Genomic DNA, 23,042 nt, shown 5'->3' with positions numbered 1-23,042 from the left:
TAAGATAAAGGATAAGAATGAGTTTTATCTTATGAAAAGAGGTTTTCATTGGATTAACGAATTCCCGAACAATAGATAAAGTTCAATATTTTATCATGTGTTCTATAACATGAATTAGTACGGCACATATTTGATTTGACTTTCCAAAAGTCCGTACCAAAAAACATAAAATTAAAGGGCAGCTGATTTTCAATCATGCTGTATTCATTCGGTCCCGCTTGCGGGACGTAGGATTTCCATGTTAAAAACAAGTCAAAAATGTACAAAGTGAACAATTCGATGATATCTGTATCAAGCCACACTTTTTTGATAGGGGCTTTGTCGTTTTACCACGGCACAGACCCTAAGGACAAGCTTGTTTCGGACATTGTTGAGGACCAACATTTTGTTCTTTCCCTCCTCTGCCTTTCTTTCATAATAGGCCTTCAGTTCCGGATCGTGCCTGACCGCGGCAAGTGCGCACATGTGCAACTGTTTTTTCATCGTCTTGTTTGCCATATGGTGCACCCTGGCACGTTTCTGGATACTGGAACCGGAGGTGTGCTCGAAGGGCACCACGCCACAGTAGCAGGCAAGCTGTTTGGGATTTTCGTACTTGGTGAAAAAATTGGTGTAGATGGTAAAGTATAGGGCCGTGAACATACCAATCCCCGTGACGGAAGTCGCCAGTCGCACCGTGGTGTTCAGCCTTTCATCGGAGAGCACAAGGGCCTCTATCTCTCCCTCCATGCGGTGGATCTCGTCATTGAGGCACTTGGTGGTCTTTTTGATGTGCCTTTGGACCAGTTTTCCAAGTTCCGGGTCAAAGGTCTTGAGTTCATTTGGGTGCTTGCACAGGTCCGCCCTGAACCTGACCAGTTGGTCCCTTACCTTGAGCAGGGCATTGACCTTTTCCAGGATTTCCGGGACCGGTCTATACAGTTCGATCTCGTTGTGGTTCTTGGCGGCGTACCGTGCGATTCGGATGGCGTCCAGCCTATCGTTCTTGCCACGTTGTATCCCCAAGCTACGGATAATCCTCAACGACATCTCGACACAAAAATTGGCCTGTTTTTCGAGCAGCCTTGCGATGACCAGCCTGCCGTATATACCGGTATGTTCCAGACAGACCAAGGTGTTTTCCAAGGGAATGCCCCTGTTCTTGAGCAGCCTTATAAAGGCCCTGGTACCCTTTTGTGAATTGTCGAACACGAACGAGGCCGTGTCGTCCCCTTCGATAATGGCGATGTCAAAGGACTTTTTGGATATGTCCACGCCAACAAAATACTTGAAGTCAGATTTTTCCATGATAAAAAAGTTTAAAAAATGAGAGATCCGTGAATCAGAGTACAACCGACAACTGAACGATTATCAAATCCCTGTTAATAGGCCCTAGACCTGAACTTCCATATGATGCCGGTCCAGAAGATGACCGATAAAGGATTTAATCGATACCGATAAGTCCTAAACTTTGAATAGCAATTAATACGCCTTTATCGGTCTGGCTGCCATCCAATATCATTGAAGTTCCAAGGTAGGACAATACCTCTATTCTTCTAAATGGACGGCGATATGAGTTCTGGTCCCGGGACTGTCACAGAGGGATGGTTCCAGCCCAAGGGATATATATTCACAGTTATCTGAACTAGATCGAAACCCTGGACAATAGGCCTTGAAGCCTGTATTTCCATCTGATGCCGTTCAGAGAAGACCGATAAAAGGATTTCAAAAGCATAAGTCCTGGACTTTCCCTGCGCGTAATCCTCCTTTATCGGTCGGTGGCCACTTACGGTCACCGAGGGTATTCCCGAGTTAAAGACGACCTTCATTCAAACAACGATCATCTTAAAGGAAAAGCTCTATGTAAATGGTCGACGCTAAACTAAGGGAATAGCAAGAGGGTGATGCGCAAAATGCGCCATCACGGTTGTTTTCGGGTCTTCAACAAGTTGAAAACCAGTTGATTGAGATGATTTTGGAATACTGTGCAAAATCAGGGGCTACAGTAGACTTTTCCGAAATCTACAGTAAACCCTTTGGGAAGCCCTGTAAACACTGGAAATTTTTGACGAAAAAATTGACGCAATTTCACTAAAAAACAAAATCGTACCTATGGAAAAGCAATCAACAAACAACAGAACAAAGAAAGGAAGCGGTGGTTATTCCAATATTACAATAAAGAAAGAAACGGCCACTCGTTTTCGGAGCTATTCGAAAAAGTTCGGCAAATCGCATAGTGAGGTGTTGGATGGAATGGTATGCTACTTCAAGGAGAACAACCTTGATCCTTTTGGGGAGGGAACCAAGATCATCGTTGACAGTATCAAAAAGCTGGAGCGTCAGATGATGAAAAAAATCGATAGGCTTATTGCCATTATCAAGAACATGGAAAAGACCAGTATAAGGCCCACTTATGAAATGATGTTGATTCTTTACGAGGCCTATGTAAGGGATGGGAGGAAACCTAAACGTGAACCCGTTAAGTTACAGGAAGACCGAATGGATTTTCTGGAGCCAAGGAATACCATTCCGAAGGTGGAGCACGATAGAATGCTGCAAGAATTCAAAGAATATAAAGAGCACTGCAATGAAATTCTCAACAGCGTTGAAAAGGTGGAACCCATTATGGGAAAGCCATATCTGAAAATCAATATGGGCATCGGGGACTTTGAAAGTTTAAAACATCAATTAAGATAACAACCATGTACCTTACCATCTCAGCACAGAAAATGGGCAGTACCTATAACTCCAGTGTGGGGAACTATGTGGATTATCTGGAAAAGGAAAACGAGGACAGATTGCCCGAACAGAGGGAAGAGTTCTTTGACCAAGAGAACGACAGCCTAAGCCCTCAAATGGTCATCGATGAAATAGATGCGAATACTGCGAAACTGAGGCAGAAGGACCCGAAATTCTATTCCATAGTGGTCAGTCCCAACCAAAGGGAACTGAAGGCCATAGGCAATGATCCAAACATCCTAAGGGAATATACAAGAAAGCTCATGGAGGACTACGCCAAGAGTTTCCACCGTAACCAAGAGGTCAAGGCCGAGAACCTGAAATACTACGCCAAGATAGAGCATGAGCGCACCTATCGGGGCTTTGACAAACAGGTTCAGGAAAATGCTCCTTATCGAGGGGAGATAGCAAGGCTCAGGAACGAGATACGGAAAGTGGAACGGGGGGAATCAATCGGGAATGTCAATGAATTCGAAAAAAGAATCAAAGAGCAAGAAAGATTGGCCCCTCACAAACAGAATGGACAGTTAGTGGCAGCCGGAATGCAAAAAGAGGGGCCACAGACCCATATCCATATCATAGTAAGCAGAAGGGACGTGACAAACACCTATACACTTTCCCCAATGGCAAAACACAAGGCATCTGAGGTTGAATTAAATGGGAAGACGGTCAAGAGGGGATTTGATAGGGATAGTTTTTACCAAGCAGCAGAAAAGACCTTTGACAGGACAACGGGCTTCAAAAGGAACTATGTGGAATCATATGCCGGTAGAAAGGCCCATGCCAAGGAACCGGGGAAGTTTTTTTCCAAGGTGATGGGACTGCCCACCAAGGAAAAGGACATGGCCTTCAAACTACTTAAGACCATGGGGGTCAAAGCTCCCAGTATACCGACCAATAAAGTACAGATGGCAGCCAAGATCATCAAGGCACTTGGGAGGGGTATCGATAAGGCCAGGGGCACGGGTGAGGATATGGGCTATTGAAATCCAAAAAGTAGGTTTCGCCCTATCGTGTTTTTGCTTCACGCTTATCAATCTGAACGCTACAAAAACCCGACAGGATCCATGCGCAAAAGTTAGGGGTAAGATTTGGGGTCTATTTTTATGCTTTTAAAAACAATAATATATAAGGATGGTTTACATAATGTCTTATAGAATCTAGCGGTAACAAAAAAAGGCCAACAAATTGTTGACCTTTTTCTGTGAATTCTTAAAGCTTTATATAAAACTTAATTCAAAAGGATTGTTAATAGATTTCTTTCCGAAAATCCTCAACATAGACACTTCACTTTTTTTATTTCCATTAAATTTTTTAATCTTCTTCTCATGATAAGGTTGGTTCAAATTTGGAATTCGAGCCGCAAAAAATGGCATCAAATGCTCAAATTCATAAACCTTATTAACATTTGGAAAATCAATCAACGGTAAAAGAGGTTTCTCCGAAATAAATTCATCAGAATATTTAAAAGTCCATTTTGAATCATCGTATTTCAAGAAACCAATTATATTGTTTTCAAATTTAAGTTCAAACTCTCCATGATCATTTTCATTTTTGAAGTCTGACTTAATATCCGGATCCACCGCCCAAGGCGTCAGTTTTTTAAATACGTCTTTTATAACTTCTTTCATGGGGCTAAATTAATGTATTTCTAATTACTTCAACTCGATATCTTAAAATATCCTTAATTAATAAACGTCTATTATTGCTTAATAGTGTTTTGTAATTCTTATCAATATTTTCCAGAACTTGGTCTAAAACTTCAGGTTTTAGGGAATTTTTCACCAAATCAAGTGTTTTAAAATATTCTTTATGAACTTCGATTAATGTAAAGTGATTTATTTTGCTTTTTCCTTCAACACCTATTTTCGGTCGGCTAGCATTGCAATAACTTTCTATTGATAATTTTGTCTGACCACTATTTAAAATATTATCTATCTTTTTTTCAGTATAATTCCAGAGCAAACCTCGTGCCGAATCATAAATTGGCGCATATTTTGCGTTCTTTATGCCAAATAAATCTCTTATGACACCCCAATTGTACATATGTCGGTCATTATTTCCCACTAAAGCATCAAAAAAAAGCATCTCCATAAATCTGGCAAACAACTCTTCTTTAGTGTCCTCAAAAAAATGACTTAATGTTTCTTTTGTAAAATTCACTGTGAAAAAAGATTGAGTCTGTTGGGCAAGTTCTACTTCATCAACAAATTGCTCATCATTTAAATACCCAGCATACAAATTAGCCCCATGATATAGCTGTTCCTTGTTTCTAGATAAAAAGTATTTGGATAAAAACCTAATTTGACCACCTAGGACACATAATTTAGAATCCGCAAGTAAAAACCCCAACCATCTTCCAATATCTGAAATAAGTTGTTCAGTTATTGATTCACAGGGATACCATTTATGGCCTAATTTTGCAATATATATAGGCCAACCATTGAAATTTGTTTTTCTTCCGCATCCATATTCGTAAAGCCTTATTAAATCCTTGGGTGCGTCTCCTCCAACAGCTACATCCTTTATTACTGAGTAAGAATGTTTTTTAGCTACCAATAGACCAGACATACCATGTTGATAACCACTCTTGCCAAGAATAGGTAATGGCTTTAGGTGTATAAAATTATCACTTTGGTCCAATTTTTTCTTCATGATAAAAGTCTGAGTAAATTATTGCTTACGAAATCAATTTTATTTCTCAAGCCCAATATAAATGAAAAAAAATTTAGCGCCGAACGAAGTCGATTGCAGTTTAGTCTGACAAAATCCTCTAAAACTAATTCACGATTGCAGGGAAAACATTAATTAGGAAGCTTCAGGCCTCCATATAACTCTTTGATTACTTCACAGGGGTCGATGTCAATGGCCAATGAAATAAGGTAGAGTTCCTCCGCCCTAAGTTTAGTGGTTGGGTTGGAACTCAATTGACTTATCCTTGATTTGCTTATACCAGTCCTTCTCGCTACTTCCGCTTTGTTGATGGACTTTTTGGCCAAATATAATCCTAGGTCTGTCATTATAGGGTAGGTAAAATTTTGATACATAAAGATAGATTTTAGATACACCTATATAAAATTTTATCCAATCGGTGTAGAAAATGAGTATTTATTTTATACATTGGTATAGAAAATCTACACAATTGGATTGAAATTCACCTTAAAATATTGATATATGGACTCCTCAACGCAAAGAAAGAAACATGTTGACCCCCAGATACAGGGGCTTTTATCGGATATTATCAAAGTAATTCCGAATGTTTCACAGGTCTATCTGAACATGGGCCACGAAAAAAAGAACACCTTTAGATACAGGTGGAACATCATTGTTGATGCACCCAAAAATGATATAAACAACAAGTTTCTTCCCATTATCCAAGGGTTGTTTTTTGACCATCAAGATCATTTCCACAATCTCTTTTCCCATAATTACGCCAAAACGGAACTGGCTAATGGAAACCTGTTTTTCATCAACCATTGTCAGACCGAACAGCTCATATTTGGAAATCGGGAAATTGGCTTTCCTTGGAACCAACATGAAGACCTAACCAATGTGAAAGTCCAGAAAAACATTGAGGAGGACTTTCGGACATCCTTGGAAGGCAGTTTTGCCTTTCAAAAGGGTTTCAAATACTTCATGTCGGATAACAACCTTTCCCAAGCTGCCTTTATGGCCCACCAAGGGTTTGAACTGGGATACCGGGTACTGGAAGGCTTTCTCTGCGGTAAGGTCAAAATCTGCCATAAGATTGAGGTCCATCAAAAGTTCTTGGAAAGGAACATATACCGAACAAAGGGAATGTTCAATCTTGAAGACAACACAGAAATGGAGTTGTTGGAACTATTAGATAGGGCCTATTCCAGTTCAAGGTATGAAAACTCATTCCATATTGAAAGGGGTCAGTTGGACATTTTGGAACAAAAGCTTGACTGCTTTTTGGATGAGATCAAGCAATTGTTCGAAAAGGAACTTGAACTTTTACAATCTCATGATACAAGTGGAAAAAAGGCTTTACTCGAATCCAAAAATTTAGAAGAGCCTAACCTATTGGACACGATCAGGCAATTGAGCAATGAGAATTTTGAAATGATGAGACCTGCAAATCGAAGGACAAAAAAAGGATATTATCTCAACCATGTATATGTCCACAGTCACTTTTCCCTTTTCTACACCTTAAGATCGACCCTGAATGTGTGTATCCTGGCCTTGGACGAGCAATGTGATATGACCTTGGACATCAAAAACATCAAAGAGGATGTAAAGACCGTACTGGAGTTTGCAAAAAACCTCATCCCCTTGGAAGAAGGCAACTTTCTGGATAAAATGCGGGAACTCATGCTTTCCGATAATGAAACTACAACTTAACAAAGAAGCCATGAAAAAGAGGAAGGAAAGCCATAGCAACGAAAAGGAACTATTAGACAGAGTTATTGGTCTGTTAAACCCTAGAAAGCGAAGGTTTCACGGTAAGGACGAACCACAGGTCCAAGAAGTAGTGTTCAAGGTGGAAAACAATTCAGAACTGCGTTATGTCATCTCTTGCCTGCTGAGGCTGTGCATGTCCACCATTGACAATGAAAACGAACTGGACTCCCCAAGAATTCCTTTTCTATCCAAGGATGATGCAGTGATCACTATACTGGAGTTGGTCATTAATATTCTTCCCGATGACCAATTGGACAGTTACGATCGAATAGAAAAACTCCTTTTGAAGGAATAAACACGATTTACAACCCAAAGTGGATGAGCCGGGTTGATACCATCAAAAACGGAAAATTTGAGGAACCCAATAATTGGCCTTAGTGGTTTGACAGCCAAGAATATTTTTTAGTTCCAATAGTGCTCAATGTTATCCGGTGAGGGCGGTATACTATGTCCGGCGTTTTCATTTTTGTGCAAGCCGTATAAAAAGGAATGGAGTTGTTTTGCCTACAAAAAGAGTGCAGGTTGGCGTGGTTTGGGAGAGGGGTCAAAAAGGTAGCTTGGGAAGTTCATATCCCATGGAAGCAGTACAAAAAGTAGAATATTGAACTGGCTTTGGTGGCTTTATTCTGGGAACAAATTGTTAAAGACTTTTTACTGCAAGATGTAGAGGGTTTCTTATATTTGGTTATTCCCCTCCGTCAGTCCAACTAATAGTAATATAATGGAAGAAAACTACAATCATGGCTCCCAATGGGTTAAATGTGATTTGCACGTTCATACCCCTTATTCAATAGACCATCATTATGGCAATGGCCAAACGGAGGAAGTTTGGGAAAAATTTATAAGTGATCTTGAATCTCTGCCGAAAGAATTCAAGATAATCGGGATTAATGATTATTTATTCATAGAAGGATATGAGAAAGTACTTGATTACAAAAAGGATGGCCGTTTAAGAAATATTGAATTGGTTTTACCGGTGATTGAGTTCAGGGTTGACAAATTCGGGAGTGTAAGCAAGGATAATCCTTTCAAACGTGTTAATTACCACGTTATCTTTTCTGATGAATTGGAGCCTGAATTGATTCGGCAACAATTCTTGAATGCGCTAAGTGCAGAATATAAGGTATATGCAGATTATGAATCGAACGCAGGAGATTGGAATGGGGTTGTAACAAAGGAGAACCTCATTTACTTGGGAGAAAAGCTAAAGGAATCCTCTAACGGTGCTCTTACCGGATCTGCTTTGAAAATAGGATTTCAATCCTTGAACATACCTTATACAGAATTGAAGAAAAAGCTGGACAATGTTCACCTCAATGGAAAATATTTAACGGCTGTAGGAAAGACAGAGTGGGATTCCATGCGGTGGGAAGGATCGCCGGCCGATAAAAAAAGTGTAATTAATGCTGTGGACTTTGTGTTTGTCGCATCCGATAACCCTGAAGCTTTTCATAAATCCAAAAATAGTCTTGTTGCGCAATCCGTTAACGATCTGTTGCTCGATTGCAGTGATGCCCATAGCTATAGTACGGAAACTCATATAAAGGACCGGATAGGCAACTGCCAAACATGGGTCAAGATCAATCCGACGTTCAGGGGGCTGAAGTATTTGTTGTATGAACCGAAGGACCGGATTCATATAGGAGCAACCCCGGAAGTACAACTTCGTGTCAGAAACAATCCTACATTATATATCAAGGAAATCATTATTGATCAGGTAGAGGGTTACAACGGATCCAAGGGAATATGGTTTAAACAACAGGTTGTCCGCCCCAGTAAGGAACTTACTGCCATTATCGGCAATAAGGGAAAGGGGAAAAGTGCCATTACGGATATTATTGGTCTATTGGGAAACTCCCATAATTTTGAATATTTCTCCTTTTTGAACAACAAGAAATTTCGAAAAAATGGATTGGCAAGAAACTTTGAGGCCAAATTGATCTGGGAAAACGGGCATAGTACACTGCTAAACCTAAATGATGAAGTGGATTCAGATTTGGAAGAAAAGGTTAAGTATTTACCCCAGCGATATTTTGAGGAGTTGTGCAATGAAATCGAGAACAATGAAAACTTCAAAAAGGAAATCAATCAGGTTGTTTTTACCCATCTGGATGAAACGGAACGGTTGGGACAACCCACTTTTGAGGACTTCATAGAGCTAAAGAAGGAAAGTGCAGAGGCTGCAATTGAGGGTCTGCGGCAAAAACTTTCAGAAATCAACGAAGAATTGATAAACCTGCAGACAAAGGGAACGGATGAATACCTTAAAAGCCTTGGCAGCAGGATTGAAACCATAGAATCTGAAATCGAAAGCCATATTAAAAACCAACCCACCAATCCATTTCCGGAAGAGGAAGGCACAGAGGAGAATGACAGTGAGGAAAAAGGTGAGAACTTCCTCAAACTGCAACAAGCCACATCGGACTTATCAGAGCTTAATGGGGAAAGGGAAAAATTGTTGGGGGAGCTGACCAATCTCAATAGTGAGATAACAGCACTTGGGCAATTGCGCGATAGACTTGCTAGCGAGCGGACACGGGTAAATGAATTTAGGCAAGAAGAGGCTGAGGTACTCCAATCCTTTAATATTTCCCTCGATGATATATATCCGGCACCGAACTTCAACTTTGTTCCCATTGACCAAGCGCTGTCAGATAAGGAAAAGACCAAACTCATTGCAGATATTCAGCTGGGTAGGGTGAGCTATAATGGGGAGGAGCATGGAGGATTAATTCCAAAAGTAGATGAGATTCTCATTACAAAGATTGCCATCAAGGAAAGCGAGATAGAAGCCCTATCTGCAACATTGGATGCCAAGGAGAAAGCGATGGAATCCTACAAAAATGAACTGATCCAATGGGAAAGGGTATTGGGAGAGAAAATGGGTGACCTACAGAACCCTACCCCGGGAACGCTTAATTATTTTAAGAGTGAACTAAAATTCATAACTGAAGAACTGGATGGTATAATAGAGGAGAAAAAAAAGAATCGAGAAGAGGTCACAGCGGATATATATACCAAGAAAAAATCTATTGTTGATATTTACTCCCATTTTAAATCGAATATCGATAAGAAATTATCGGAGAATATGGCTGAAATTGAAGAGTATGAGATTTCATTGGAAGCCTCCATGCAAATCAGGAATTTTACGGTCAATTTCTTGGATTTCATTGACAAGAACAGGGCAGGAACGTTTAGGGGCCAAGAAATTGCCGACGCTACGGTCAAGGAAGCTGTCCAGGGAACTGACCCCAATACTTTGGAAAGTATTATGGAATTTTTACGGGACTTGACCTTAAAGTTGGAATATGACAATGGAGTAAAGCAGAATCCATTCAAACAAATAAAGGAATCCAAAGAATTAAAAGACTTGTATGATTATTTATTTGGGTTGAAGTACCTGGATGAAAAGTATGAACTGAAATTTGCAGGGAAAAGTATTGAACAATTGTCCCCAGGTGAGCGTGGTGCGGCATTGATTGTATTCTATCTGTTACTTGACAAAGATGAAAAACCCCTGATTATCGATCAACCAGAGGATAATTTGGACAACCAAAGTGTCTACGAAATATTGGTTCCCTTTATACGGCAGGCGAAGAAGAAAAGGCAACTGATGATTGTGACCCATAATCCAAATTTGGCCGTTGTTGCGGACGCAGAGCAGGTGATACATGTAGAATTGGATAAGAAGAACAACAATACGTTTAGTTTCGAATCCGGTGGAATCGAGAACCCCAGGATAAACAAAGGCATCCTTGACATTTTGGAGGGAACCAAACCAGCATTTGATAAGCGAAAAATGAAATACCTGACAGGTAACAACAGTTGAAAAATGGTAAACCTTTGGATTGGGCTGATTGCTACAAATATGTTTTGAAATGTATGCAAAAGTAGGATATGAAGAACCAAGAGTACACCTTAACATAAGATAATGGATACAAAAGGAGCAAGCAATGAAAATCGTGATGAAAAAAAAAAGGACGAAGATTTAAACAAATATTCCAAAATAGCCATTACTGTGGCAATAGGCTTATTTGTTTTTTCTTTTGTTGCCCCTATCCTGTTAACACAGTGGTCCATTATTGACCTATCTCCATATGGAGGCATAGGGGACGCTATGGGTGGAATAATGAACCCATTTATTGCAGCTTCGGGAGTGATTACAACTTTTTTGGCATTTCTCATGCAGGTAAGGGCCAATGAGCAACAACGCGTTCTGTTCAACAGACAGATCAAGGAAGAGCGTGAAAGGTTTCAACAGGAATTGAACGTTCAGCAAAAGCAAGATAAAGAAGCGGCTGTGGAACAACGCTTCTATGAGATGTTAAGATTACATAAGGAGAATGTAAGTGAGATATCCTTTGAGGTAAGGCCAATTAACGAAGTTCCCTATGAAATTGTAGGAAGAAAAGTGTTTGTTGAGATGCTTAAAGAATTAAAGGTGATATATGCCATAGTAAAGAACTATTTTCCAGAGCAGGATAAGAACTTTCATGTTGATTTAGCTTACAGTTACTTCTTTCAGGGTATTGGACCACAAGATTCCGGAGATACTTATACCTATTCCACATCGCCCTCCTCAGATAATTATTCAAAGGCGGTTAAGGCCATTATCCAGATTAATATAATCCATAATAACAGGGGGTCTCAATCTGGCGGACTCCAAGGGATTGAAGTTCACACAGGCAATCGAATCAAGGATTTACCGGATTGCAGGTTGGGTTATGGTCATAGCAGTCAGTTGGGCTATTATTATCGGCACCTGTTCCAAACCGTTAAATACGTAGCCAATCAGGATGAGGGATTATTGACCTATGAGGAAAAAAGGAGTTTTTTGAGGACCTTACGCGCCCAACTTTCCAACGAAGAACAGGCTATGCTTTTCATCAATAGTAAGTCGAAATTTGGAAAGAAATGGAATAGTGATGAAAACAGGTTTTTGACAGATTACCGCATGATCCACAATTTAAGCAATCACTTATTGCCCTATGATTTTGATTTAGCGGAAGAGTTTCAACTGGACCAAAAACCAATGTACATGAAAGAGAAGGGAAGGGAAGATGATTATCTTTTTGATTTCGAGGAAAATCAACGAAGGAGTAACTAATTCAGATGTCATTTGGATCTTGGACCAACTAACGGAGGTATGAAAGTTTCTGAAGTATTTTGATCGATTTATTAAAAGGGTGTAAACTTAGCAATTATCCTTAATTAATAATAGACCTTAAGTCTATCCTCAAACACGTTAAAATCGAAATATAGTAAATGCATAAATGAACAGGTGATTTTTTGGATTAAAGGTCAAGCAACCATGAAAAGTCGTTACCATTCTTAATTACTGCTCTTTATTTTTAAATAAGTTCGCTCTTTATTTTGTCTATTATCGAAAGTTTTGAGTGCAACATAATACCAATTTCGTTCAGGGATGTCCACTGTGAAAATTTCATCAAGTTTGTGCTCCCGAACCGCTTTTTCAAATTCTAACATCATTGCTCCTTCTTTAAACCAACCCAAATCACCATTATTTGTATTTGGATCCATATTGTATTCTTCATTCAGATCTTCAAAGCTAATTCCATTTTCAAATTTTTGTATGATAATTGGTCGGAGAGAATCAATTTCAGTTTTTTTAAGTTTTGTTCCGTCAAGATATATGTAACTCGCTCTATATTCTGTATTAGTTTTGATGTCAATAAGGCAGTAAACATATACTCCATCTTCTTCTTTGGAAGTTAGGTATTCAAAAGGTTCTAAATCTTTTAACCCGTTTACCTCAGCTGGATTTTCTTCATTAAAAGTGACTAACTCCTGATTGGTCAATTCAGAAATAGCGTTTAAAGAATCTGCGGTTTTGAATCTGTCCAATATGAGTTTGATTTCTGTCGTGTCCTTGTAGATTGTTTGCCATTCCGACCATTGGATATCCTGCCCAAATAAATTCACTGAGGAGAGCCACAAAAGGAAGATTATTGTTTGTTTCATAAGACTTATAACCATCTTTGTTAACTACTGGCTTTATTATTCCAGCCATTCAAACATTGCAATGTTTTTATTACTTAAACGTTCAATATCATCTTTGAAATGGTCTTCAGTTTTTTTTCCACATTATATTTTTTTCAATAATATCTTTTCTTGTGAGAATTGATAAGCAGCGTCCAAAAAAGATATCATGAGAGACCAATTTTTATTTTCCTCAAAATAATTCCTATAGTACTTTTTGGTATTAACAATTAGTTTGCTGCCATCCATTTTTGCACTGCTCACAAAGCCACCAGTGGCATTTTCCACATTCTTGGAAAGGTTTTCCAAGCCTTGGACAGTGTAACCTTCTGGAATTTCCACCTCGATGGTGTTTTCATAGGTTTTTGGATAATCCATGTAAATATCCTCTTTCCTTTGTTTTTCATCCTCATTTATTGCAACTTGTCCGCCGATGAACCTCCCGATTTCAAACAAATAACTTTCACCAGCTTTCTTTATAAAATCGTCGATGACATTAAAATTTTCTTCAATAACAAAGGGGTCATTTTTTTGGTACCTTCCGGAATTTTCAATGGAATATTCATAATCCTGTATCTCGGTATCATATTCATTCTGTAATTTTTCCTTGAGATGTTCGTTCCAATTTTGCTTTGATTTCTTTTCAAGAGAACTATATTCGTTCATTACCCTTTCACGGTTTTTTTTCTTGAATTTGTATTGTTCGATATAGGTTGGTCGTGAGTAGTGATCATAATCTTCCTTCAGAACATCAAAAGGGGACAATAGATCATCTTGATGGTCGGACTTTAGATGTCCAAAACATTCCGATTTCTTTTTGATGTCGAGGGACATATTATCAGAAATTTTAATCAAAGTATGCTCTTTTTCAATATTGTCGTTGTACGAGCTTTTAGGGAATTCGACTCTTTTTAAATCCAAAATTTTTGTGTTATCATCATCATAGGTGAGTAGATAGCCTTCAGTATTTTCGAAAAGAGGGGAATAGGAACCAAAGGAAGAATATACTTCAGTATCGGTCACCACTACATCTTCATTTGGCAACTTCAGTTTCAATAAGACTTTTTTTTCGTCATTGTAAAGCAAATCGTCAATATCCCCTTCATCGCGGGGCAGTAGAACGATGCACTCATATTTTATTTCATTTGCCCTTAACACTCGCGCATAATCCTGGAAGTTTTTTGAATAGGGCGGTTTATGTTGTCCAAAGACCTTCTCATTGTCACTAATGTTGGAATCATACTCAATTTTACTATCCTTTAGGATTTTCATTTGGAAGAACTGGGTATAATCAAAATGTCTGATATAATTGTAAAGATTGCGGGCAATTTCTTTTCCCGAAAACTCTTTTTCATCAATATAGGCTTGAAATTCCTTGACAAACCATTTTTCATCATTGTATGGGTTGATGAATTGATAGCCTTCCTTTTTGGCAAACTCCAATAATTCCCCAGCGGTGACGCTTTTTTGAACTGTTTTGGCATCATCGGACCTAAAATCCGTAATGCTCGATTTGTATATGCCAAGCGCACTGGACTTTGCATAATTGACCTTCATTTTAAAATATGGCAAATCCCTGTATGGATAATACCATCTTGGAAAATCTGTTTTTTCAAGGTCTTCGGCTACTAATTCATATAATTTTCGATTTGATTTTTCATTCTCCTCCTCTCTTAGTTCAGGAGCTCCGTTATAAGTGTCAAAATTGATAAAATACCCATTTCCGGTATCTATTTTAAGCACGAACTTTTTGATGGGATACTCTTGATTTAAAATCCTGGTTTCTGGATCAAAACTTCTAACGCCAACGAATCCGGTTTTACTAAAGGAATGAAGAAATACGTCAATAATATCCCCTATCTGCAAATTTGGTATTGCCAGTTTATATTCATCGTTCACTTTAATAGCTTCGCTATCAACATCCACGATGATTTCCTCCCCACTGGGTTTGATTATTTTGGCCCCTATAGTGTTTTCTCCTTTATTTTTCCACGTATGATAACCATATTTTGGCAAAAACTTTTTTGTGAATGTGAAATCTGAAAATTCGGTCACAGCGTTTTGATCGTTCAATTTGATTCTACGCCTATATCCGTTGGTGATTTTTATTGTCTTTTGGAATCTTCTAAATTCTTTGTAATATTCCTCATACAGAATTACGGCAGATTCGTTTTTCCATTTTTCAGGCACTTGGGTGTTATTCTTTTGAGTATCATTTTCTCCCCAAAAAAAGTCTTGTACCTCCAACTCTTTTTTACTCTGCGGGTATGACACAGTTGAAAATGAAAAGAATATAAACAACGGGATTATTAGCTTGTAGGTCATTCGGGATTGTTATTTGGCTGTTAAGATTATTTGATGGTTGTATAGGTCATTTAGACTTTTTGAAAGTCGACTCCAAGCTTCGAAGTCATTTTTATCAATTAGCGAGTTTTGAAAAACAAAATGCTTTTTGTACTCCAAAAGGTTTCCTTTTAGTGAATATCCTGCATGTACCCTAAAGTTCTGGGTGCTCACGTCAACCGGTTTGGGCAGCGTGCTGATTTTATAGCCCTGTGGTACTTCAAATTCCACAACACTCATTACGTCCATTTTATAGGGTAGCCTATACGCGTATTTTCTTTCTTTTAATTTTAGGTTCGAAAATTCTTTTTCGTTATCTAAATCGATATAAATTTCATTTCCAAAAGAGGATACCATGTTATTGAACTCTACTTCATAATCCAAGCTAAGATCGGCATCGCGATCGGTCAAATCCGATGTTTTGATGTTCCCCACCAAAACATCCTTATCGCCTGAGTTGATATAATACTTTAGCGCTAAATTTTTGTCAGAGTTCTTAATTTGGTGATAGCCATATAAGAAATTGGACTTGCTTTGGCCCGTATAGTTTTCGATTACCTTCCCTTTAAGGATATTGTCTTCCAGTATTAAACGTGTGAACTTTTCTTGCTTATTGGTTTCGGGATTTTGTATGGGCACTTCCTCTTGGATGTACTCTTTTCCGTTTTCTATAAGAACGGGTCTGCCTTGGATTCGTTCAGCGTTGTCCTTGATGGATATGAATTTTTCGGTAGGGTCCAAAAAGAACCATTCCCCTTCTCTTTTTAAGGCGCAAATCATATGGTTGTCCACTGCAAGATTTGGTAGAGAGTAATCATATGCAATATTATTTGTGCCAATCCAAGTCAAACGGGCATCATAACCCGCGATAACCAACATTTGTTTCAATAGATTTGCCATTCCTTTACAGTCACCATATTTCTTTTTGAGAACATTTTGGGACTCATCCGGCTTAAATCCCGCTATCCCATCTTCAAAAGCAATATATCTTATGTTATCTTGAACCCAATAGTAAATATTTTTGATTTTTTCACCGTCTGATTCCGCTCCTTCAGTTAATCGGGCAACAACGTTTTTTAAGGCATCATTATCGCTCTCATCCATTTCGTTTACTAAGGACTTGTACCACTTATATAAATCCCGGGTCTCCCTAAAAAGTATTTTTTCTTCACCCTTATCATAATATGCTTTGGCCAAAACCAAGATATGGGGGGCGGTATGGGAAATCCCAGGGGATCTATACTCCTTTTTTATGGCTTCAAGGTTCCGTATTGAGTAGTTATAAATCGTTGTTCCCGCTTTCTCGTCCAATTCTTTTTTTAGTGAAATGGAGTAATTCCCAAAATTGAATTCCTTGAACTCAATTTTCAACCAATTGGGAACGATCAGCTTCACTTCTTTGTTCTGAATCGGGTATTCGTCCTGAAAAATGATTCTTGTAAAATACTTTATGTCGCCATATTCCTTTTCCATTTTAAAGTTGAGCACAGTGCCTTTTGAGGGAAAAATCACATCCATATGTTTTACCCGTGCATCTGAATAGAATATGTCGTCACTTTGATAATAATCATCTGATACGTCCAAACCCAAGGATTTTCCTTCTTGGTCCAACATTTCGAACTCTGAAACATTTGAGGTCTTATCATAAAATACATATTTCTTGATATGACTTCTTTCCGATGTATTGATTATTTCTTCATCAGTTTTTTGAAGTACACTGATCAAGTCTTGTTTTCGATTCAATTCAAATTCAAAAGTTTGACTACTGTTTAAAATCACAATGTCATCTTCATAAGTCTCACTGAGATTTACAGCTTGTGATATTTGTTCAGAAGAGGGTGATTTTTTTTTCTGGCTTTGCAGTGTGCCAAATATCGAAAGGAAAAGGAAAAAGACATTTACTTTTTGAAGCATGGATTAATTTTCATTCTTACACTTTTATATAACGGCTTTTTTACGAAAAATTGCCAGTCTATCAAGACACACTTATTTAATTTAGACTCAAACTGGTAATAATTTGAGTCCACCGTTCTAATCAAAAGACAACTGATTTCTGGAATACTGGTACTGTTTGGATATACTCTTCTTTAGACGAAGAGATTGTCTGATAAAAATTCAATGAACTCACGAAGTTAGATTTCCTTCTTTTTGACTATTTATCCTGATAATCCTATACGGATGTATTGAAGCTAAAAATCTGGTTGACTTTTTCACGTTAAAAAGGAGTTGATTTATCAATAAGATACATTGAACAATAAATCGTTGCTATCAAAAAAATGCCAAGATTAGTGGTGTAAAACATCCATAAGTTTTGCCTCTGAATGTGCTGTTTTATAGACAGTTTAGAGTTCGGTTAATCAGTATTGGAATACAGTATAAAATGTTGATTGTAAGGTGGTTGAAAACACTGCTTTCTTCCCCGGTCATCCCTTGTTGGAGGAATTGGAAAAACAGATGCTTCGTATTGAAAATTAGCATTTATTAGTTGGCTAATCTATATCCAAAACCCGGACCATCACATGGAAGGTAACCTCCATTGAATATTTCCTTGTTGTTCAAAATAGAAATATGCTCTTTAAGCGAGCTTCCACAGTTTTGTATCAAATAACTTTCTTCTTCATACTCGAATTCATAATACTTCGAGTTTTCTGATTGTATTAAAATGTAATTTCCTTGGGCTATACTGGTACTGTCCGGGTACACCCTTCTTTTGACAAAGCGATTATCAGATGAAAGTTCAATGAATTCATTAAAATCCAAATCCTTCTTTTTGATAATTTCCCCCGACATTCCCGCATTGATGTACTGGAGTTCAAAAACGTTGTTACCTTGAAGGTCAATTTCTTCATCAGTGCTATCACAAGATTGATTCATTATTAAATAAGTCAATGAAAGCAATATGGCAAGCTTTTTCATGGTAAAATGGAATTGATTTATCTATTAGATACATTGAAACACAAATCGTTGCTTATCAAAAAACGCCTAAATTAGTGGTGTAAAACTCCCATAAGTTTTGCCTCCGGATGTGCCGATTTGAACACGGTTCAGGGTTCGGTTAACTGGTCTTGGTTAACGGTGTGAAAAACAGAAAATCAACTTTTATGTATAACAGGATGGGCCTGCCACACTGATTAGGGGGTAGCTTACAAATCCTAGGACAGATGCCAAAATGGGAAATAAAAAAGAACTGTCCCCAAAGCAATATCTGATACCGGGTTGGAACCAGTCAAGAGTGGGGAATGTTGATGAAGGATTGGATTTGCTGCATATGTGAAGAATTTATTCAAAAAGGTTGAATAAATGACTATATTTTAATGTTTAAAGATAAAATCGTTTTCTAGCAAATTAAACAAATGAGCATACATCATCTAAAAGCTAAACTTTGGATAGGTTTATTTTTTCTCTGTTTTTTGATATGTATGATCTTTGCGCTAGATTCTCTTCATTATGGATTTGCAAAGAAGAAAACTTGGGCTGAAATTGAATCAATCCAAAAAAAAGAAAAAAATAAGTATAATCTGAAATTAAAATATTTCAATGGAGAGGATACAATTCAGGTGAAAAAAAGGATACAGAATAAGACTTATCAGAGAATTGGGAAAGATACAGGAGTTCAGATATTTTACCGAAATCTTTTTAGTAGTGAGGTGATATTAGTGGATGGGTCGCCAAACTTTTTCGGGCAGGCTTTCATTTTATTTGTCACTGCCGGATTGTTTTTTATAGGATTCTCTATGTCTTGTAAAAACCTTAAATCATAGATAGATCAATCAAAGTTCAATGAATTTCGAAATTTCCATATAACCTTCACTATTAATAGCCCAATCATTAATAAAGACTTCTGAAAATCCTTTACAATTATCAAACAGCTTTCTTGAACGACTCCAATTCGTCCCAGAAAATGTCTTAGCGTGTCAGAAAATATTATTTAGTACAGAAATTATTGTAATTTTAAGCTATCATTAGCACATTAAAATTGTGTTCAAAAGTTGTTTTTTGCTTTCCGTGTTCTAAACGGGAATACCTTCAAGATTGCAGTTGTAAAACAATGATTTTCAATAGAATAAGATTTCGTCGATGATTCAGTCATCCCGACGAATTGGGTTTCAAAAGAAACCAAAATAAGGTAAATCAAATGAAAATCAGCATCTTACATATTTTCTGATTTCATTTGATTTCCTTTAAAATTGTTAATAAGTGGCCAATTCGGTTACCTATTCGGTTACCTAAGGGGGAGCAATAGCCCGACGAACCAAGCTCGTTTTTTTTTATTAATTTAGAGGACCATTAGCATTTGACTTTCACTTCGATTTGACTTTCAAAACAAAATCGAGTATTCACCTAAAGTGAGAGTCTATGGACGTTTCAACAACTTTCAGTATTCATTTTTGGCTTAATACAGCCAAGGAAAAGGATGGTCTTGCACCAGTTTATGCACGTATTACCGTAGATGGAAAGCGTGCCGAAATCAGCCTTAAAAGAGTGACCCAGGTAACCTTTTGGGACCCAAAAGCAAAAAAAACGGGGTTAAGAACCCTTGAAGGAAAACAATTGAACAACTATTTGGATACGGTACAAGCCAAGCTCTTGGCCTGTCATAAACAATTGTCATCCGATTTTGAACTCGTCACCGCACAATCCATTAAGTCCAGGTTCCTCGGAGTAGATTCCAAGCACAAAACTTTATTGCAATTGGTGTCTTATCACAACGAGAACATGGACGGTACTTTAAGGCCCGGAACCCTTAAAAATTATTATACCACTGAGAACTACCTCAAGAAATTTTTAATGAAGCACCAAAGAACGGGCGATATTTACCTGCGACATATGAGGTATAGCTTTATTATCGATTTTGAGCAATTTCTTCGCAAGGGTCCATCCTTGCAACGCTCAAATTCATTGAACAATAATGGGGTAATGAAACATCTTTCCCGTTTAAAGAAGCTGATGAATCTCGCATTGGATCTGGAATGGTTGGACAAAAACCCCTTTGCCCGTTACAAACTGAAATTCCATAAACACGAAAGTGAATTTTTGGAAAAACATGAGCTTGAACTGCTGACCAAAGCTTTTGTTCCGGAGGAAGGCCATCGTATCGTAAGGGATGTCTTTGTGTTCTCCTGTTATACTGGTCTGTCCTATAGTGATGTCAAAAAATTAAAAAATGGCAATGTGGTTCGGGGCATTGATGGAAAGTTCTGGCTGTTCTTGCAAAGGACCAAGACCAATTATCCACTTAGGATTCCCTTGTTGGAAGAAGCAATGCTGATTTTGGAACGCTATAAAGATGCTCCCGGTACAGGGAAGGACAACCTTTTGCCCGTTTTTGTGAACCAAAAAATGAATGCCTATATCAAAGAAGTGGCAAAGAGAATAGGTATATATAAAAACCTGACCTTTCATTCGGCAAGACACACTTTTGCCACTACGGTCACACTCTCCAATGGGGTTCCCATTGCAACCGTGTCTAAACTGTTAGGTCATACCAAGATTACAACTACACAGGTATATGCCAGAGTATTGGAAGATAAGATCAGTTCAGATATGGAAGGACTTCGTTCGGTACTCAGAACTGATACAAATAGCAAAAGTGATTTTGTTTCGGGATGGTAGTCCAATTATTTTCAAGGTAGCATCCTATTCAATTTAATGAATAGGATAGTTGAAAGATATATATCGTAAAATACTTTTTACAAATTGATATATTATAATAAATACTATTTTGGATGAGCCGGATGGTTGGGTTCTTCGTCATATTTGGGGAAATCCATGCATTAGGGTTTTAGTTTTAACATATTGATATTCAGTAATTTAAATACGTTTGTCCTTTGCTTTATAGGGTGATATTTATTATCTTTAAGTAGCTAATAAACAACTACTTATGACCGTAAAACAACTGATCGGCATGCCTGGGCTAATTGTAAATAATATTGATTGCTCCCATTCCCTGGTTAAAATAGATGCATCAATAAAATCCAAACGGGCAAAGTGTCCCGTTTGTGAAAAACACAGCAATAAAATCCATGATCGTTATACCAGAACAATATCAGATCTCCCGGTATTTCAAAACAAGACCACTATCTTCCTAAAAACACGCAAATTTAAATGTCAGAACCCTCAATGTGACCGAAAAGTATTTTCAGAACAGACACCATATATTTTGAGATATTCGAGAAGAACACGAAGGGTATCAAGGATATTGGATTCCCTGTCGATCGAACTGACCGGTAAAATGGGCAGTACCCTGTCGGAACAACTACTGATCTCGGTCAGCAAATCAACCATTACACGAATGGCCCACGAACAACAACTGCCCCAAATAGCCCAACCAAAGGTACTTGGCGTTGATGATTTTGCATATCGAAAAGGGATAAGTTATGGAACCGTTCTCGTTGATATGGAGACGTCAAGGCCCATTGATATTTTACCTTCGAGGGAGGGCAAAGAGCTAAAAAAGTGGTTGTCAAAATATCCTGGCGTGAAGATTGTCACCAGGGACAGGGCCAGTTCGTATTCTTCTGCCATTGATGAGGTCTGTCCAAGTGCAGAACAGGTCGCGGACCGATTTCATTTATTAATGAACCTATCGGATGCCTTGGACAGGTATTTCAAAAGTGTGGACCCAAAAATCAAAAAGCTCATTAAGGATAAAAGCAATGAACTTTTGAAAAAGTCCGATGGTCAAATTACCGGCTATGCGAAGGAAAAAACAACGGGCCCATTATCAAAGGTCCAAAAAAGAGTGGTCCTAAAAGGAACGGACCGAAGGCAGGATGTTTTCAACAAGGTCAAGGAATTGCATGCCAAGGGCATATCCAAACGAAAGATCGCAAGAGATCTGGGCATAAGCCGCAATACGGTCCATTCCTATCTCTCGCTGGAATCATTGCCTCCAAGATCAAGCTCAAGATCGACCAATATTGAGCTGTTTTCCCAACACATCGTTGCGCGATCGGACGTTCAGGGATATATGGTGAAAGATATAATGGACGAAATCTATAAATTGGGATATAACGGAAGCAGGACGCAGGCCTATCACAATATAAACATCATAAAGAAAAAACATGGAATATGCACACCTGATTTTGCACAGATACAAAAGGAGAGAATTCCCTATATAAAACCCTTGAGCTCAAGGGAGCTCGCCAAATATATCGGTTCCTGTCCGACTGTTGTCAAGAATCCCGATCAGCGGAGATATCTACAGACCTTATTGGACAATATCCCGGAGCTACGGGTTATTCAAAAATTGGTGCGGATCTTTAAAACTATGTTGACCACGGGACGTGGCAACATTTACCGATGGATCGAATTCATTAAACGATCAAAATACAAAATGACGGGATTGACCACTTTTGCCAATGGACTGTCAAGGGATATCAAAGCCGTTAAGAACGCGATTGAAATGCCTTGGAGCAATGGCGCTGTAGAAGGCCACGTAAACCGGATAAAGAGCATTAAAAGACAAATGTATGGTAGAGCTTGCTTTGACCTATTGCGTAAAAAAGTGATTTTATCCCAAACCGGTTAATGATCCCCAAATATGACGAAGAACC

The 23,042-nt window shown here is 38.2% G+C and carries 17 protein-coding genes; 9 read left to right on the top strand and 8 right to left on the bottom strand.

The window, feature by feature from the left end; translation table 11 throughout:
- Window positions 1–291 precede the first annotated feature (291 nt).
- Window positions 292–1,287 carry an IS110 family RNA-guided transposase gene (locus tag EO132_RS09420; RefSeq protein WP_127137601.1) on the bottom strand — a complete coding sequence of 332 codons (996 nt, stop codon included), beginning with the start codon at window positions 1,285–1,287 and terminating at the stop codon, window positions 292–294.
- A gap of 804 nt (window positions 1,288–2,091) precedes the next feature.
- Between EO132_RS09420 and EO132_RS09415 the strand changes: the two genes are divergently transcribed.
- Together EO132_RS09415 and mobB are read left to right on the top strand one after the other, a co-directional pair.
- Window positions 2,092–2,676: a BfmA/BtgA family mobilization protein gene (locus EO132_RS09415; RefSeq protein ID WP_127137600.1), complete on the top strand. Its 585-nt coding sequence runs from the start codon at window positions 2,092–2,094 to the stop codon at window positions 2,674–2,676.
- Between the two features lie 5 nt (window positions 2,677–2,681).
- Window positions 2,682–3,704: a MobB family relaxase gene (gene mobB / locus EO132_RS09410; RefSeq protein WP_127137599.1), complete on the top strand. Its 1,023-nt coding sequence runs from the start codon at window positions 2,682–2,684 to the stop codon at window positions 3,702–3,704.
- A 234-nt stretch (window positions 3,705–3,938) separates the two neighbouring features.
- Here mobB and EO132_RS09405 read toward each other — a convergent pair whose 3' ends face one another.
- From EO132_RS09405 to EO132_RS09395, 3 genes are all read right to left on the bottom strand, one after another.
- On the bottom strand, window positions 3,939–4,349 hold the full coding sequence (locus tag EO132_RS09405; RefSeq protein WP_127137598.1) for a HipA N-terminal domain-containing protein: 411 nt from the start codon (window positions 4,347–4,349) through the stop codon (window positions 3,939–3,941).
- 4 nt (window positions 4,350–4,353) lie between these two features.
- On the bottom strand, window positions 4,354–5,373 hold the full coding sequence (locus EO132_RS09400) for a HipA domain-containing protein (protein WP_127137597.1): 1,020 nt from the start codon (window positions 5,371–5,373) through the stop codon (window positions 4,354–4,356).
- Between the two features lie 149 nt (window positions 5,374–5,522).
- Window positions 5,523–5,765, bottom strand: coding sequence for a helix-turn-helix domain-containing protein (locus EO132_RS09395; RefSeq protein WP_235856423.1), 243 nt, complete (start codon window positions 5,763–5,765; stop codon window positions 5,523–5,525).
- A gap of 127 nt (window positions 5,766–5,892) precedes the next feature.
- On the opposite strand from EO132_RS09395, the gene EO132_RS09390 reads away from it, so the two are divergent.
- The 4 genes from EO132_RS09390 to EO132_RS09375 all read left to right on the top strand — a co-directional run bounded on the left by EO132_RS09390 (window position 5,893) and on the right by EO132_RS09375 (window position 12,250).
- Window positions 5,893–7,083 carry a hypothetical protein gene (locus EO132_RS09390; RefSeq protein ID WP_127137596.1) on the top strand — a complete coding sequence of 397 codons (1,191 nt, stop codon included), beginning with the start codon at window positions 5,893–5,895 and terminating at the stop codon, window positions 7,081–7,083.
- Between the two features lie 10 nt (window positions 7,084–7,093).
- The gene (locus tag EO132_RS09385; RefSeq protein WP_127137595.1) at window positions 7,094–7,438 is read left to right on the top strand and encodes a hypothetical protein; all 345 of its coding nucleotides are present in this window, start codon (window positions 7,094–7,096) and stop codon (window positions 7,436–7,438) included.
- 426 nt (window positions 7,439–7,864) lie between these two features.
- Complete coding sequence (locus tag EO132_RS09380) at window positions 7,865–10,972, top strand: TrlF family AAA-like ATPase (RefSeq protein ID WP_127137594.1); 3,108 nt, start codon at window positions 7,865–7,867, stop codon at window positions 10,970–10,972.
- Between the two features lie 102 nt (window positions 10,973–11,074).
- Window positions 11,075–12,250 (top strand): putative phage abortive infection protein, encoded by a 1,176-nt coding sequence (locus EO132_RS09375; protein WP_127137593.1) that lies wholly within the window; start codon window positions 11,075–11,077, stop codon window positions 12,248–12,250.
- Window positions 12,251–12,474: 224 nt separating this feature from the next.
- Here EO132_RS09375 and EO132_RS09370 read toward each other — a convergent pair whose 3' ends face one another.
- The 4 genes from EO132_RS09370 to EO132_RS09355 all read right to left on the bottom strand — a co-directional run bounded on the left by EO132_RS09370 (window position 12,475) and on the right by EO132_RS09355 (window position 18,360).
- Window positions 12,475–13,125 carry a peptidylprolyl isomerase gene (locus tag EO132_RS09370; RefSeq protein ID WP_164732313.1) on the bottom strand — a complete coding sequence of 217 codons (651 nt, stop codon included), beginning with the start codon at window positions 13,123–13,125 and terminating at the stop codon, window positions 12,475–12,477.
- A 123-nt stretch (window positions 13,126–13,248) separates the two neighbouring features.
- Complete coding sequence (locus EO132_RS09365; RefSeq protein WP_127137591.1) at window positions 13,249–15,468, bottom strand: DUF3857 domain-containing protein; 2,220 nt, start codon at window positions 15,466–15,468, stop codon at window positions 13,249–13,251.
- A 9-nt stretch (window positions 15,469–15,477) separates the two neighbouring features.
- Window positions 15,478–17,400: a transglutaminase-like domain-containing protein gene (locus EO132_RS09360; RefSeq protein ID WP_127137590.1), complete on the bottom strand. Its 1,923-nt coding sequence runs from the start codon at window positions 17,398–17,400 to the stop codon at window positions 15,478–15,480.
- Window positions 17,401–17,967: 567 nt separating this feature from the next.
- Window positions 17,968–18,360 (bottom strand): hypothetical protein, encoded by a 393-nt coding sequence (locus EO132_RS09355; RefSeq protein WP_164732312.1) that lies wholly within the window; start codon window positions 18,358–18,360, stop codon window positions 17,968–17,970.
- A 479-nt stretch (window positions 18,361–18,839) separates the two neighbouring features.
- On the opposite strand from EO132_RS09355, the gene EO132_RS09350 reads away from it, so the two are divergent.
- The 3 genes from EO132_RS09350 to EO132_RS09340 all read left to right on the top strand — a co-directional run bounded on the left by EO132_RS09350 (window position 18,840) and on the right by EO132_RS09340 (window position 23,017).
- Window positions 18,840–19,247, top strand: a complete 408-nt coding sequence (locus EO132_RS09350; protein ID WP_127137588.1) for a hypothetical protein — start codon at window positions 18,840–18,842, stop codon at window positions 19,245–19,247.
- A gap of 595 nt (window positions 19,248–19,842) precedes the next feature.
- Entirely contained in the window at window positions 19,843–21,099 is a 1,257-nt protein-coding gene (locus EO132_RS09345) for a site-specific integrase (RefSeq protein ID WP_127137587.1), read from the top strand.
- Window positions 21,100–21,367: 268 nt separating this feature from the next.
- Window positions 21,368–23,017, top strand: coding sequence for an ISL3 family transposase (locus tag EO132_RS09340; protein WP_127137576.1), 1,650 nt, complete (start codon window positions 21,368–21,370; stop codon window positions 23,015–23,017).
- Window positions 23,018–23,042 lie beyond the last annotated feature (25 nt).

Origin of the sequence: Flagellimonas oceanensis (assembly GCF_003992595.1) — a bacterium.
In the GTDB taxonomy this organism is placed as follows: Bacteria; Bacteroidota; Bacteroidia; order Flavobacteriales; family Flavobacteriaceae; genus Flagellimonas; species Flagellimonas oceanensis.
The sequence above is the reverse complement of the archived record's forward strand: the minus strand, read 5'-3'. Positions and strand labels throughout refer to the sequence as shown.

Coding starts and splice junctions, on each gene's coding strand:
- EO132_RS09415 (WP_127137600.1), top strand. CDS start 2,092: ATGGAAAAGCAATCAACAAACAACAGAACAAAGAAAGGAAGCGGTGGT.
- mobB (WP_127137599.1), top strand. CDS start 2,682: ATGTACCTTACCATCTCAGCACAGAAAATGGGCAGTACCTATAACTCC.
- EO132_RS09345 (WP_127137587.1), top strand. CDS start 19,843: ATGGACGTTTCAACAACTTTCAGTATTCATTTTTGGCTTAATACAGCC.
- EO132_RS09400 (WP_127137597.1), bottom strand. CDS start 5,373: ATGAAGAAAAAATTGGACCAAAGTGATAATTTTATACACCTAAAGCCA.
- EO132_RS09370 (WP_164732313.1), bottom strand. CDS start 13,125: ATGAAACAAACAATAATCTTCCTTTTGTGGCTCTCCTCAGTGAATTTA.
- EO132_RS09350 (WP_127137588.1), top strand. CDS start 18,840: ATGAGCATACATCATCTAAAAGCTAAACTTTGGATAGGTTTATTTTTT.
- EO132_RS09360 (WP_127137590.1), bottom strand. CDS start 17,400: ATGCTTCAAAAAGTAAATGTCTTTTTCCTTTTCCTTTCGATATTTGGC.
- EO132_RS09420 (WP_127137601.1), bottom strand. CDS start 1,287: ATGGAAAAATCTGACTTCAAGTATTTTGTTGGCGTGGACATATCCAAA.
- EO132_RS09390 (WP_127137596.1), top strand. CDS start 5,893: ATGGACTCCTCAACGCAAAGAAAGAAACATGTTGACCCCCAGATACAG.
- EO132_RS09385 (WP_127137595.1), top strand. CDS start 7,094: ATGAAAAAGAGGAAGGAAAGCCATAGCAACGAAAAGGAACTATTAGAC.
- EO132_RS09395 (WP_235856423.1), bottom strand. CDS start 5,765: ATGTATCAAAATTTTACCTACCCTATAATGACAGACCTAGGATTATAT.
- EO132_RS09405 (WP_127137598.1), bottom strand. CDS start 4,349: ATGAAAGAAGTTATAAAAGACGTATTTAAAAAACTGACGCCTTGGGCG.
- EO132_RS09375 (WP_127137593.1), top strand. CDS start 11,075: ATGGATACAAAAGGAGCAAGCAATGAAAATCGTGATGAAAAAAAAAAG.
- EO132_RS09380 (WP_127137594.1), top strand. CDS start 7,865: ATGGAAGAAAACTACAATCATGGCTCCCAATGGGTTAAATGTGATTTG.
- EO132_RS09340 (WP_127137576.1), top strand. CDS start 21,368: ATGACCGTAAAACAACTGATCGGCATGCCTGGGCTAATTGTAAATAAT.
- EO132_RS09365 (WP_127137591.1), bottom strand. CDS start 15,468: ATGACCTACAAGCTAATAATCCCGTTGTTTATATTCTTTTCATTTTCA.
- EO132_RS09355 (WP_164732312.1), bottom strand. CDS start 18,360: ATGAATCAATCTTGTGATAGCACTGATGAAGAAATTGACCTTCAAGGT.